Source organism: Streptomyces toyocaensis, from assembly GCF_000725125.1.
GTDB lineage: Bacteria > Actinomycetota > Actinomycetes > Streptomycetales > Streptomycetaceae > Streptomyces > Streptomyces toyocaensis.
In genome coordinates, this window is record NZ_JFCB01000049.1 from 26,921 (window position 1) to 39,481 (window position 12,561).

General features: G+C 74.2%; 12 protein-coding genes and 1 pseudogene. 6 read left to right on the plus strand and 7 right to left on the minus strand.

The features are described from left to right. The first annotated feature begins 173 nt into the window (after positions 1 to 173). The 4 genes and pseudogenes from BU52_RS31015 to BU52_RS31030 form a co-directional block, all read left to right on the plus strand. Positions 174 to 1,508, plus strand: coding sequence for a hemolysin family protein (locus tag BU52_RS31015; protein ID WP_037940809.1), 1,335 nt, complete (start codon positions 174 to 176; stop codon positions 1,506 to 1,508). Beyond that, on the plus strand, positions 1,505 to 2,530 hold the full coding sequence (locus tag BU52_RS31020; RefSeq protein ID WP_037940811.1) for a hemolysin family protein: 1,026 nt from the start codon (positions 1,505 to 1,507) through the stop codon (positions 2,528 to 2,530). Before BU52_RS31015 ends, BU52_RS31020 begins: the two co-directional genes overlap by 4 nt. Positions 2,531 to 2,705: 175 nt before the next feature. Beyond that, positions 2,706 to 4,043 (plus strand): hemolysin family protein, encoded by a 1,338-nt coding sequence (locus BU52_RS31025; protein WP_037940814.1) that lies wholly within the window; start codon positions 2,706 to 2,708, stop codon positions 4,041 to 4,043. Next, positions 4,040 to 5,050: pseudogene (locus BU52_RS31030) on the plus strand (hemolysin family protein); the annotation flags it as partial. The gene BU52_RS31025 and the pseudogene BU52_RS31030, both read left to right, overlap by 4 nt. Before the next feature lie 145 nt (positions 5,051 to 5,195). Here BU52_RS31030 and BU52_RS31035 read toward each other — a convergent pair. From BU52_RS31035 to BU52_RS31065, 7 genes are all read right to left on the minus strand, one after another. Beyond that, a complete protein-coding gene (locus BU52_RS31035) occupies positions 5,196 to 6,320 on the minus strand; it encodes a CapA family protein (protein WP_037940815.1) in 1,125 nt (374 codons plus the stop codon). 15 nt (positions 6,321 to 6,335) lie between these two features. Continuing rightward, a complete protein-coding gene (locus tag BU52_RS31040) occupies positions 6,336 to 7,598 on the minus strand; it encodes a hypothetical protein (protein WP_107061317.1) in 1,263 nt (420 codons plus the stop codon). Continuing rightward, complete coding sequence (locus BU52_RS31045; RefSeq protein WP_078903541.1) at positions 7,595 to 8,893, minus strand: glycosyltransferase; 1,299 nt, start codon at positions 8,891 to 8,893, stop codon at positions 7,595 to 7,597. The genes BU52_RS31040 and BU52_RS31045 overlap by 4 nt, the downstream gene beginning before the upstream one ends. 134 nt (positions 8,894 to 9,027) lie before the next feature. Next, the gene (locus BU52_RS32960) at positions 9,028 to 9,528 is read right to left on the minus strand and encodes a hypothetical protein (RefSeq protein WP_051858734.1); all 501 of its coding nucleotides are present in this window, start codon (positions 9,526 to 9,528) and stop codon (positions 9,028 to 9,030) included. An 11-nt stretch (positions 9,529 to 9,539) separates the two neighbouring features. Next, complete coding sequence (locus BU52_RS31055) at positions 9,540 to 10,046, minus strand: SigE family RNA polymerase sigma factor (protein ID WP_037940816.1); 507 nt, start codon at positions 10,044 to 10,046, stop codon at positions 9,540 to 9,542. A gap of 193 nt (positions 10,047 to 10,239) precedes the next feature. Then, on the minus strand, positions 10,240 to 10,590 hold the full coding sequence (locus BU52_RS31060; RefSeq protein WP_037940818.1) for a hypothetical protein: 351 nt from the start codon (positions 10,588 to 10,590) through the stop codon (positions 10,240 to 10,242). A 51-nt stretch (positions 10,591 to 10,641) separates the two neighbouring features. Continuing rightward, a complete protein-coding gene (locus tag BU52_RS31065; RefSeq protein WP_037940820.1) occupies positions 10,642 to 11,022 on the minus strand; it encodes a DUF6479 family protein in 381 nt (126 codons plus the stop codon). Between the two features lie 101 nt (positions 11,023 to 11,123). Between BU52_RS31065 and BU52_RS31070 the strand changes: the two genes are divergently transcribed. Both BU52_RS31070 and BU52_RS31075 read left to right on the plus strand, forming a co-directional pair. Further along, positions 11,124 to 11,495 carry a ferredoxin gene (locus BU52_RS31070; protein WP_037940821.1) on the plus strand — a complete coding sequence of 124 codons (372 nt, stop codon included), beginning with the start codon at positions 11,124 to 11,126 and terminating at the stop codon, positions 11,493 to 11,495. A gap of 118 nt (positions 11,496 to 11,613) precedes the next feature. Beyond that, positions 11,614 to 12,561, plus strand: a 948-nt coding sequence (locus BU52_RS31075) for a serine/threonine-protein kinase (protein WP_157847935.1), incomplete at its 3' end; no start/stop codon positions are given.

The window sequence follows — 12,561 nt, forward strand, 5'->3', positions numbered from 1 at the left end:
CTTTGCGGCTCCTTTACAGTTGGCGTAGAAACAGGCCATCCTGCTTTCCCACCACATGCGTCCACACGTCCGAGAAGGAGCGACGGTCCCCCGATGGGTGATCCTCCCAGTAGCAGCCGTGCCACCACCGCCCGTCCGCGCCGTACGGCCAGCGAGGGAACGGGGGTGGCACGGTGACCGAGGTCCTGCTGCTCCTGCTCGCACTGGCGCTGACCCTGGCCTGCGCGGTGTTCGTCGCGGCCGAGTTCTCCCTGACCACCGTCGAGCGCGGTGACCTGGAGCGTGCCGCAGACGCCGGCGAACGTGGCGCCGCGAGCGCGCTGAGCGCCGTACGGCGCCTGACGCTCCAGCTGTCCGGCGCCCAGCTCGGCATCACCGTCACCTCCCTGGTGATCGGCATGCTCGCCGAGCCGTCCCTCGCCGCCCTGCTGCGCACGCCGCTGCGCGCGGCCGGGCTGGGCGGCGCCGCCCCGACGGTGGCGACCGTGCTGGGCGTGTCGGTGTCCACCGTCGTGCTCATGGTGGTCGGGGAACTGGTCCCGAAGAACTGGGCCATCTCCCGGCCCCTGGCGGTCGCGAAGGTGGTCGCGGGGCCGCAGCGCGCCTTCACCGCCGCCTTCGGCCCGTTCATCGGGCACCTGAACGGCACCGCGAACCGGTTCGTACGCCGCTTGGGACTGGAACCCGCCGACGAGCTGGCCTCCGCCCGCACCCCCGAGGAACTGGGCGCGCTGGCCCGGCGCTCCGCGGCCGAGGGCGCCCTGGAGGCCGACTCCGCCGAACTCTTCGTCCGCACCCTGCACCTGAGCGAGCTCACCGCCGAGAACGTGATGACCCCGAGGGTCGACGTCAGGGCCCTGGAGGCGCACGCCACCGCCGCCGACGCCGCCGCCCTCAGCCACGCCACCGGTCTGTCCCGCTTCCCGGTGTACCGCGGCAGCCTCGACGAGGTGGTCGGCACCGTCCACATCCGTGACGTGCTCGCCCTGGAGCCGGAGCGGCGACCGGGCACACCCGTGACGGACCTGACCACCCCGCCCCTGCTCGTCCCGGACAGCCTGACGGCCGACCGGCTGCTGGAGAGGATGCGGGCGCACCGCACCATGGCCGTGGTCATCGACGAGTACGGCGGCACGGCGGGCGTGGCCACCGTGGAGGACATCGTCGAGGAGGTCGTCGGCGAGGTCCGCGACGAGCACGACCCCCTCGAGGCGCCCGACCTGGCGCCCGCCCCCGCCACGGAGGACGGGCGCGCCGTGTGGGAGGCGGACGGCAGCGTCCGCCTCGACCGGCTCACGGACATCGGACTCACCGCGCCGGACGGCCCCTACGAGACCGTCGCCGGACTGATCGCCACCCGCCTGGCCCGCATCCCCGCCGAGGGGGACGCCGTGGACCTCGACGGCTGGCGGCTCGAGGTGCTGGAGGTCGAGCACCACCGCGCCGACCGCATACGCCTCACCGCACCGGCCCCGGCCGGACTCCCGGTCGTGGAGGGAGCCCGATGACCGCTCTGCAGCTCGCCATCGGCGCCCTGACCCTGCTGACCAACGCGTTCTTCGTCGGCGCCGAGTTCGCCCTGATCTCGGTGCGCCGCAGCCAGATCGAGCCCCGCGCCCAGGCGGGCGAGAAGCGCGCCCGGATGACGCTGTGGGCGCTGGAACACCTGTCCGCGATGATGGCCACCGCCCAGCTCGGCATCACCGTCTCCTCCCTGGTGCTCGGCGCGGTCGCCGAACCCGCCATCGCGCACCTGCTGGAACCCGGCTTCGAGGCGGTGCACCTCCCGGCCGGCCTGGTGCACCCGATCGCGTTCGTCATCGCCCTGACCGTCGCCACGTACCTGCACATGCTGATCGGCGAGATGGTGCCCAAGAACGTCGCGCTCGCCGCGCCGGTGGCCGGGGCCCTGCTGCTGGGCCCGCCGCTGGTCGCGCTGACCCGCGCGCTGCGGCCGGTCGTCTTCGGCATCAACGCCTTCGCCAACGTCCTGCTGCGCCTGCTGCGCGTCGAGCCGAAGGACGAGGTCGAGTCGGTCTTCACCGACGACCAGCTCGCCCGGATGGTCGTCGACTCCAGCGAGGCCGGCCTGCTCGGTCCCGCCGACGGGGAGCGGCTGCGGGACGCGCTCGAGCTGGGCACCAGGCCGGTCGGCGAGATCCTCGTCCCCGCTCGGCGGATGCGCACCGTCGAACACACCGTCACCCCCGCCCGGCTGGAACGGCTGGCCGCCGAAGCCGGCCTGTCCCGCTTCCCCGTCACCGGCCCCGACGGCGCCGTCCTGGGCTACCTGCACATCAAGGACACCCTCGGCGCCGCCGACCGCGACCGGCCCTTCCCGCGCAGCGCGCTGCACAGGGTCACCCGGGTGCGCATCGACACCCCGCTCGACGACACGCTCACCGCCCTGCGGGCCGAGGGCAGCCACCTCGCCGCCGCCGTCGGGGAGAGCGGCACGGTCATCGGCTTCGTGACCATGGAGGACGTGCTGTCCGAACTGGTCGGTCCGGCGGCCCCGGCCACCGCCTGACGCTCCCGGCCGGGAACACGGACCCGGCCGGGAGCGCTCACATTCCGTACACCCGAAGAAGGAGCACGTCCTTGTCCGCCAGACCGACGGACCCCCCGGGGCACCGTCCCCGGCCCGCCCGCCAGGCACCCCCTGAGCACCGCACACGGCGGGACACCCCCTCGTCGACGCGCCGATGAGCGCCGCGAACGCCCTCCTGGGACTGCTGGGCGTGTTCGTGCTGACCGCCGGCACCGGCTACTTCGTCGCCCAGGAATTCGCCTACGTCTCCGCCGACCGCCTCGCCCTGGCCCGTGAGGCCGAGACCGGGGACCGGAAGGCCGCACGCGCCCTGAAGGTCCTGGAACGGCTGTCGTTCATGCTGTCCGGGGCCCAGCTCGGCATCACCGTGACCGGCCTGGTGGTCGGCTTCATCGCCGAACCGTCGGTGTCCGCGCTGCTCAGGCCCGCGCTGTCCGGTCTGGGCGTCCCCGGCGCCGCCGTGAGCGGCATCGCGGTCGTGCTGGCCTTCGTGCTGGCCACGGTCGTCCAGATGGTGCTGGGCGAGCTGGCCCCGAAGAACCTCGCCATCGCCGTCCCGGAACGGCTGGCCAAGGCGCTGGCCGGCTCCACGCTGGCCTACCTGAAGGTCGTCGGACCGGTCGTGCACGTCTTCGACGCGACGGCGAACAGGCTGCTGCGCCGGGCCGGCATCGAGCCGGTGGAGGAGCTGCACCACGGCGCCACGCTCGAGGAACTGGGCCACCTGATCGGCGAGTCCCACGAGCAGGGAGCCCTGCCCAAGGACACCGCCACCCTGCTCGACCACGCCCTGGAGTTCTCCGAGCGGACCCTGGACGAGGTGATGGTGCCCCGTGTGGACGCCGTCTTCGTCCGCGGTGACGCCACCGCCGCCGAAGCGGTCGGCCTGATCGCCAGGCACGGCCACTCCAACTACCCCGTGCTCGGCGACCACCCCGACGACGTCGGCGGCGTCCTCGGGGTGGCCGAGCTGATGCGCCTGCCCGCGGACCGTCTCGAGGGCACCACGGCAGGCGCGATCGCCCGGCGGCCGCTGCTGCTGCCGGACACCCTCCCGCTGCCAGACGCCGTGACCCAGATGAGGGAGCGGGGCGACGAGTTCGCGGTCGTCCTGGACGAGCACGGAGGCGTCGCCGGCATCGTCACCTACGAGGACGTCGCCGAGGAACTGGTCGGCGACATCGCCGACGAGTCCGACACCGTCACCGAGGTCGCCGTCGCGGACGGCGACGGCTGGCTGGTGGACGCCGGCCGCCGGCTGGACGAGGTGGCCGAGGCCACCGGCGTCGCACTGCCCGAGGAGGAGGACTACGACACCGTGGCCGGCCTGATCGTCGACCGGCTCGGCCGCTTCCCGGCCATCGGGGACCGGCTCACGGTCGAGCTGCCCGACGGGGGCACCGCCGTGATCGGCGTACGCACCCTCGACCGGCACGTGCCCGACCGGGTGCGGATGCGGCGGCAGGACCCGGCCATGGAGGAGCAGGCATGAGTGTCCCGATGGCGCTCTTCGTCACCGTGCTGCTGCTGATCGGCAGCGGATTCTTCGTGGCCGCCGAGTTCGCGCTGGTCGCCGCCAAGCGCCACCGCATGGAGAAGGCGGCGGCCGAGGGCCGGCGCGGCGCCGGGTCGGCCCTGGCCGGCATGCGTGAACTGTCGCTCATGCTCGCCGGCGCCCAGCTCGGCATCACCGTCTGCACCCTCGGTCTGGGCTCGGTGTCCAAGCCCGCGATCTCGCACGAACTCGACCCGCTGCTGCGCACGCTGGGCCTGCCCGGTGCGCTCAGCTACGGCGTCGCCTTCGCCGTCGCCATGATCGTCGTCGTGTTCCTGCACATGGTGATCGGTGAGATGGCCCCCAAGTCCTGGGCCATCGCCCACCCCGAGCGGTCCGCGATGCTGCTCTCACCGCCCTTCCGGGCCGTGGTGAAGGCCGTACGGCCGCTGATCCGGCTGCTCAACGCGGTGAGCAACGCCCTGGTACGGCTGTGCCGTGTCACCCCGCGCGACGAGCTGGCCTCGGTGCACAACCGGGAGCAGCTCACCCACCTGGTCGCGGAGTCCGAGCGGCTCGGCCTGATCAGTGAGACGGACTCGGAGCTGCTGACGCGTTCGCTGACCGAGCCCGAGACCCCGGTACGGGACGTGCGGGTGCCGGCCGCGGAGATCGTCTGGGTGGACGGCGCCGCCGGCCTCGACGAGATCCTGCGCGTGGCGGCCGCCCGGGACCGCACCCGGCTGCTGGTCCGCGAACACGACACGGTCCTCGGTTCGGTGCACGCCCGCGACGCCCTGGTGGCCCGCGCCCGGGGCCGGGCCGCCGCCGCCCGTGCGCTGGCCCGTCCGGTGCCCGCGCTGACCGAGGACGCGACGGTCGCCGACGCGATCGACCTGCTGCGCCGCCGCCGGTCCTCGTTCGCCGTCGTCCGCGACGCCTCCGGCAGGCTCACCGGCATGGTCAGCCTGGACGACCTGCTGGCCCGGTTCCTGCAGCCGCAGCCGCAGCCGCAGCCGCAGCACGCCGCCTGGCCGGGACGCGGCCCGACGCACCCGCGCGCACCGGGGCCCGCCTCCGGTGCGCGCCCGGGGGCCGTCGTGCGGCAGGTCATCACCCGCGAGGACGGCGGCGTCGACGGCCACGTCGTCAACGACCGCTTCCGCCCGCCCGACCCGCGGGGACGACTGTGAGCGTGCCGTCGGCGGCCGGTGCGACGTCCACGTCACTGATCCGGTCGAGGGTCTCGCGCAGCCAGACCCGCTCGTCCGGCGCGGCGGGTTCGAGCCTCATCCGCCGCGCCCTCAGGGGCACCATCCGCAGTCCGGCCATCCGGCCGGTGTCCGCGTCGAGCGACAGCAGATGGGCGAGCCGCAGGTCGTCCCGGAACTCCTCGTGGCCGGTGATGCCCTCGTAGTCGTCGACGAAGTCGCCGCAGCCGTACAGGATGAGCCGGCCGCGGTACACCTCGACCGGGCGGGGGTGGTGCGAGGAGTGGCCGTGGACCACGTCGACCCCGCCGTCCACCAGGGCGTGGGCGAAGCGGACGTGGCTCCGGGGGACGTGGTGGCCCCAGTTCGACCCCCAGTGCACCGACACCACCACGACGTCCCCCGGCCCCTTCGCCCGCCGTACCCGCCGCACGAGCGCCTCGGCCGCGGGGGCCGTGGGCTCCGCGAGGTACGCCACCCCGGACCGGTCCGCCGTGGCCGCCCAGCCCGGCGGGACGCCGCTCGACGTCGTCCCGAGGGCGTACACCAGCACCCGGCCGCCCTCGACGGGGACCACCGCGGGCGCGTACGCCGTGCCGGCGTCCCGTCCCGCGCCCGCCGTCCTCAGGCCCGCGCCGTCCAGGACGTCCAGGGTCTCCCGGAGTCCCGGGCGGCCGAAGTCCAGCACGTGGTTGTTGCCCAGGACGCACACGTCGGGACGGGCCACCGCGAGAGCGGGCAGGTTGGCCGGGTGCATGCGGTAGTGCACGGCCTTGCCCGGCGCGAAGGTGTCACTGCGGGTGACCGACGTCTCCAGATTGACGATCCGCACGTCCGGGGCGGCCTCCTCCAGCACCCGCAGGGCTCTGCCCCACGGCCACGAGAAGGGGACGGGACGGGGAACGGGGCCGCTCACGTCCTCCACGAGGCGCACGTAGTCACGGGCGTCCCGGACGTACTCCTCCCGCAGCGCGGGGTCGCCCGGGTGCGGCAGGATCTGGTCGACGCCACGCCCGAGCATGACGTCACCGCACAGGAACAGCGTCACCGCGTCGGCGGCCATTCCTCCACGGTAGGCCTACGGCACGCCGAGCTCGAACAGGACGTAGCCCGCGTACGACCCCGAGGCCAGGGCCGCCGTGCCGAGGACCGCGGCCAGCGACGGCCGGCCCAGACGGCTCATCGCCACGGCGAGCGGGACGAACAGCGGGAACAGCGGGAGCAGATAGCGGGAGACGTTGCCGAAGTACTGCTGCGTGGCCATCACCATCAGGTACGACAGCACCGTGTGGACGACGAGGACGACGGGCGGGCGCAGCCGCACCAGCAGCACGGTCAGCACCGGCACCAGCAGCACCACCCCGACGCCGATCATGTCCTCCATCGGCATCGCGAACAGGTAGTCGAAGTGACCCACGGGCACGGAGGTGAGCACGTCGACGGTGTGCCGGCCGTAGTCGAACCTGTGGCCCCAGGCACCGTCCTGGAGCTTGTTGTAGCCACCCCAGTCGCCCATCCGGTACCCCACCCAGCCCAGGTAGCCGGCCACGCCCAGCGGGGCGATGACCACCGCGGCCAGCGGACGCCCGAAGCCCTCCCGCCGTTGCCGCACCGCGAGCAGCGCGGCGACGGCCAGCGCGGCGACCAGAGTGACCGCCGTCGGCCGGGCGAGCCCGGCGGTGAAGGTCAGCACCCCCGCGGTGAGCCAGTGGCGCGTCATCACGGCCCAGCAGGCCCACGCGGCCAGCGCCGTGTACAGGGACTCGGAGTACACGGCCCACTCGGCGCCGGATCCGGGCCACACCGCCCACAGCCCGACGGCGATCAGACCGGCCCGGTGCCCGCCCAGCCGTGTGGTGACGGCGTGGATGCCGAGCGCCGCGACGAACGAGCAGACGACCGACACCGTCATGCCGGCGCCGTACGGGCCGAGCCCGGTCACCTCCATGACCATCCGCATCAGCGCCGGGTACAGCGGGAAGAACGCGGCGGAGTTGCCCTTCAGGGTGATCAGACCGGTGGCGCCGGGGACGGGCTCCAGCGCCGGGTCGTAGCCGTGCAGGGCGATCTGCTGGTACCACCACCCGTCCCAGCTCCCCAGGACGTCCCAGGGGTGCGCGCCCCCGCCGAATCGCGGGTGCTTCCCGCGGAAGTCGCCGGCCGAGTCCAGCAGGAACATGAAAACGGCGAAGCCCACGAGCTTCAGCACGCCGTACACGGCGAAGACGGGCCCGCAGCGCGCGGCGGCGCGGCGCAGCCGCCCGCGCGGGGACGGGGCGGACGGCGGCAAGACGCGGGGCGGGGGTGCGGACGTGGCCGGCCCGGCCTGGGCGGTGGTCATGGGGCGGAGCATCCTGTCGTACGGCGGGAGCGGTGGCCGGGGAACACCCAGGCGCGCAGGAGGAGGAAGCGCAGCAGGGTCGCGGCGAGATTGGCGGTGACCAGCGTCAGCAGCTCCGCGCGGGAGCCGGCTCCCGGTGCGGTGCGGTTCAGGACGGCCAGCGAACCACCGGTGAGGACGAGGCCCGCGAGGAAGGCCACCAGGCCCTTGAGGTGGTGGCGCAGCGCACCGTCGCGGCCCCGCACCCCGAACGTGAGCCGCCGGTTCGCGGCGGTGTTGGCGACCGCTCCGGCCAGCAGGGCGAGCGCGTTGGCCGCCTGGGCGCCCGCCGTGGGCCGGAGCACGCTGAAGAGCAGGAGATGGAGCAGGGTGCTCGCCGCCCCGACGGCGGTGAAGCGCATCAGCTGGGGGACCAGGGCGGGCGGCAGCCCGGCGGCCTCGTCGAGGGCCTCGGCGCGGCGCAGCGCGGCCAGGGGCAGCCGGCCGCGGATCAGTGCGCGCCCCAGCCGGACCACGCCGCGCAGGTCCGCCAGCGCCGTGGAGAGGATGTCGACCCGGCTGTCGGGATCGTCCACCCAGTCCACCGGCACCTCGTGGATGCGCAGCCCGGCGCGCTCGGCGATCACCAGCAGTTCGGTGTCGAAGAACCACTCCCGGTCCTCGACCACCGGGAGCAACCGCTCGGCGACGTCCCGCCGTACGGCCTTGAAACCGCACTGGGCATCGCTGAACCCGACGGCGAGGGTGCCGCGCAGCAGCCTGTTGTAGCAGCGGGAGATGATCTCCCGCTTCGGCCCGCGCACCACCCGGGATCCGGGCGCCAGACGGGTGCCGATCGCGATGTCCGAGTGCCCGGAGATCAGCGGTGCCACCAGCGGCAGCAGGGCCGCGAGGTCCGTGGACAGGTCCACGTCCAGGTAGGCGAGCACCGGGGCGGGCGACCGCGACCAGGCGGTGTGCAGGGCGCGGCCGCGTCCCTTCCCGGCCAGCCGCAGCCACCGCGTCCCCGGAAGCTCCCGGGCCAGCCGTTCGGCGATCCGCGGCGTGCGGTCCGTGCTGGCGTTGTCGGCGACGGTGATCCGGAACGGGTAGGGGAAGGTCTCCGCCAGGTGGGCGTGGAGCCGCCGGACACAGGGCTCCAGGTCGTTCTCCTCGTTGTGCACGGGCACCACCACGTCCAGGAGGGGGTCCGGGTGGGGCGCGGACAGCGGGCCACGGCGCGGCAGGGCCACCGCGGACGCGGACGCCTCGGATGTGCGGCGGCCGGTCGGTGCCGGCCGCCTCGCGGTTCTCATGACGGGTTCACGGTCTCTTTCCGGCGCGGGGCACGACGGGGCCCGGGCGGGGCCCGAGGGCATGCCGAAGGCGCCCGGCTGGTGGTCGGGTGAGGGAGCGGGCGGGGCCGCCCGGGGCGGGGGCGGCGGGGTCGTCAGCCGCCGGCGGTCATGGAGGGACTACGGTCCGGCTCCGTCGACGGGGGTGTGGCCGGCGGCTCGGTGGAGACCGGTGGCGGGGGCGCGGTCGTCGCCGACGTGCTCGCGCCGGGCTTGTCGGACGGGGGAGAGGTCGGTGTGGCGTCGTACCCGGGTGCCGTGGTGCCGGGATACGTGGTCCCGGCCGTGCTGGTGGGCGGGAGGGACGGGCTCGGGGCGGAGGTGGGCCCGGGGGGATGCGGGGGCGGCGTCGGACTGGTCGCCGGCAGGGGTGGGCGGTCGGCGGGCAGGGAACGCGACCCGGTGCCGGGCAGCAGGGCCAGCCCGACGCTCAGCCCCGCCACGGCGAGGGCCGAGCCGCCGGCCCGCAACAGCACCCGCGTCCGGCGGCGGACCCGGATGCCCTGGTACAGGCGGGCCCGGTGCCCGGGCCCGAAGGGAGCCGGCCGCCGGGTGTCACGCATCATGCGTGTCAGCTCGCGCTCGAAGTCGTCCATCGCTTCTCCCCTCACCCCACGGGCCGGACGGAGTCGGACAGGATCTGACGCAGGCGCGCCACCCCGCGCGAGGCGTGGGAGCGGGCGGTGCCCACGGGACAGCCGAGGGCCTGGGCCACCTGGCTCTCGGGCAGGTCCTCGCAGTAGCGCAGCACGACCGCGGCCCGCTGCCGGGGAGGCAGCAGGGCCAGGGCGGCCTCCAGCCGGGAGCGTTCCGCGACGACCGCGGACACATCGCCCGGCCCGGGCCGGTCGGGCAGTTCCCCCACCGGACGCTCCCCCCACCAGCGCCGCCGTGCCGAACGTGCCGCCATCCGCACCAGCACCTGACGCACGTACGCCTCCGGTGCCTGCTCGGCGACCTTCGGCCAGGCGAACCACAGCTTCACCAACGCCTCCTGGACGAGGTCCTCGGCACGTTGCCGGTCGCCGCCGGTGAGCAGACGCGCGACATGGAGCAACGCCGACCAGCGGGCAGCCACGAACTCGTCGAAGCCGTCGGCCCGAAACCGCTCCATCCCCACCGCCCCGCGTGCGAACAACCCCTTACACCCACACAAAGGCCCGGGACCTGGCGGAACGATGCACCACAGGGCTGTGATCCACCTCACTGCGCACAGACGAAGGGGCGGGTCGTGTGCCGGCCGACCGCAGGAATGCGGTCGGCCGGCACACGACCCGCCCCGGTGCGACGGGCGGCGGCGTCCGTCTCTACGTACGGTCGCCCTTCGGCTTGCCCCGCTGGTCAGGGGTGCCGTGCGGCGGAGGACCGGACGGCTGCGGCGAGGTGGCCGGCGAGACCGGGGACCCGGTCCTGCCGGTGACCTGCTCGGGGCGCACCGCGCCCGGGTCGCCGGACGTCGGCTCGGCGCCCGCGCGCAACTGCTCCAGCCGGGCCGTCAGCAGCTCGGTCGCCGGGACCCGGTCGGCGTGCGACCGCTCGTAGGACAGCAGCTCGTCGACCTCGCCCGCCGTCAGCGAGCGGATCCGGCTCTCCAGTCCGCCGAGGGGCAGATGGTCGTAGTCGGGCAGCGGCAGGGTGTTGCGTGCGGGATCCGCCATGGTGCTCACTTCTCTGGTGTACGACGGTGCGTGGGCGTCGGCGCGGGACCGTCAGCTGCGGCCCGGTCCGCCGCTGCCGAACGATCCGCTGCCGCCCTCGTCCCAGCGGGGCCGCTCCTGCGACGCGCTGGTGCGGCTGCCGGCGTTGCCGTGGCCCTTCAGCTCGTGCGGTGTCAGGCGCTCGTCGCTCCTGGGCACCTCGTCCGGCTCACGCTGCTCCCGCACCTCGCGGACCGGGCCCCCCTCGGGCATACGGGGCTGCTCCTCGGGTGTGGGCCTGCGCGTCCCGCTTTTCCTGACCTTGCGGCTGCCGAGGCCGAACATGCCGATCAGCAGGGCCACCACCACCACGGCCGCCACCGCCAGACCGGCGCCGACGGCGCCGCGGCTCGCCGCGAGGTCGGCCGTCTCCATCCATGAGGTGTTCGTCATGGCTCGCGGGTACCCCCGGTCCGGGCCGCGAACCGGCTCACCTCGCCGTCACCGGACCACCTCCGACGTTTGACCGGCGGGGCCGCGGCAACCCGCGCGGTGTGACCACGACATCGCAGGAGGAACTGTTCCGGTTCCTGGAAGACCGTTTCGCCTGTGCCCAGGCCTGCACCGAGTGCGCTCGGGCCTGTGCGACGCGGGCCGGTCTGGTCGACCCGGACGGCTCCGAGAACCAGGAACTCGTACGACGCAAGGGCATCATGTGCGCGGAGGTCTGCGACGCGACCTGCCGCATGCTGTCCGAGCAGAACCAGGTGGACGAGGAGACCATCCGGATCCAGGTCGAGTGGTGCCGGCAGGTGTGCCTGGAGAGCGCGCAGGTGTTCGACGGCCACTCCGGGGCTGAAAGGACGGCGGAAGCCTGCCGCACCTGCGCACGGGCCTGCACGGAATTCCTCGTCACCCTCAACTGACCGGCCCGCGGAGCGCGCGAGCCGCGCGTCCGGCACCGTACAGAACCGGGCGAGTTGTCGCCATACTGGACAGGCCAGGGGAGGGCGCGGCGGACTGCGACGGGGGCGGGCGAAGGAGATGGGGGACGACAGGCTGATCCACGGCCGGTACCGGCTGCTCGACCGGATCGGACGCGGCGGCATGGGTGAGGTGTGGCGGGCGCGGGACGAGTCACTGGGCCGTCAGGTCGCGGTGAAGTGCCTCAAACCCGCCGGCCCGCAGCACGACCAGTCGTTCGGCCGTGTGCTGCGCGAGCGATTCAGGCGCGAGGCCCGGGTGGCCGCGGCCCTGCAGCACCGCGGGATCACCGTCGTGCACGACTTCGGTGAGTCCGATGGCGTGCTGTACCTGGTGATGGAACTGCTCCAGGGCCGCAACCTCAGCCAGCTCCTGGAGGACAACAAGCAGCATCCCCTGCCCGTCGACGAGGTGGTGGAGGTCGCCGGCCAGGTCGCCGAGGCCCTCGCCCACACCCACGACCAGGGCGTCGTGCACCGGGACCTCAAACCCGCCAACATCGTGCGGCTCGACGACGGCACCGTGAAGATCTGCGACTTCGGCATCGCCCGCCTCGGCCACGACATCGGCTTCACCTCCCGGCAGACCGGCACGGGCATCGCCCTGGGCACCCCGCACTACATGTCGCCGGAGCAGATCAGCGGCTCGGACGTCGACCGGCGCAGCGACCTGTACTCCTTCGGCTGTGTGCTGTACGAGATCGCCACCGGCGCACCGCCGTTCGACCTCGACGACGCCTGGGCGATCCTCGTCGGCCACCGCGACACCCCGCCGCGGCCGCCCCGCGGCCACCGCGCCGAACTGCCCGAGCGCCTGGAGCGGCTCATCCTGGACCTGCTGGCGAAGGAGCCCGGCGGCCGACCGGACAGCGCCCGCGACGTGGCCGCCCGTATCGACGCGCTGCGCGTGGCGCCGGCCGCCCCGCCCGGGACGGCCCGACGCGCGGCCGGGGCGCCTCACGCGGACGGGCCCGGGCCGGCGGGGCAAGCGGCCCGGCTGCCGTCCTGG

What these genes read in the sequence shown, in the direction of transcription:
- BU52_RS31020 (WP_037940811.1), top strand. Translation starts at nt 1,505, where the DNA reads ATGACCGCTCTGCAGCTCGCCATCGGCGCCCTGACCCTGCTGACCAAC.
- BU52_RS31025 (WP_037940814.1), top strand. Translation starts at nt 2,706, where the DNA reads ATGAGCGCCGCGAACGCCCTCCTGGGACTGCTGGGCGTGTTCGTGCTG.
- BU52_RS31035 (WP_037940815.1), bottom strand. Translation starts at nt 6,320, where the DNA reads ATGGCCGCCGACGCGGTGACGCTGTTCCTGTGCGGTGACGTCATGCTC.
- BU52_RS31040 (WP_107061317.1), bottom strand. Translation starts at nt 7,598, where the DNA reads ATGACCACCGCCCAGGCCGGGCCGGCCACGTCCGCACCCCCGCCCCGC.
- BU52_RS31045 (WP_078903541.1), bottom strand. Translation starts at nt 8,893, where the DNA reads ATGAGAACCGCGAGGCGGCCGGCACCGACCGGCCGCCGCACATCCGAG.
- BU52_RS32960 (WP_051858734.1), bottom strand. Translation starts at nt 9,528, where the DNA reads ATGGACGACTTCGAGCGCGAGCTGACACGCATGATGCGTGACACCCGG.
- BU52_RS31055 (WP_037940816.1), bottom strand. Translation starts at nt 10,046, where the DNA reads ATGGAGCGGTTTCGGGCCGACGGCTTCGACGAGTTCGTGGCTGCCCGC.
- BU52_RS31060 (WP_037940818.1), bottom strand. Translation starts at nt 10,590, where the DNA reads ATGGCGGATCCCGCACGCAACACCCTGCCGCTGCCCGACTACGACCAT.
- BU52_RS31065 (WP_037940820.1), bottom strand. Translation starts at nt 11,022, where the DNA reads ATGACGAACACCTCATGGATGGAGACGGCCGACCTCGCGGCGAGCCGC.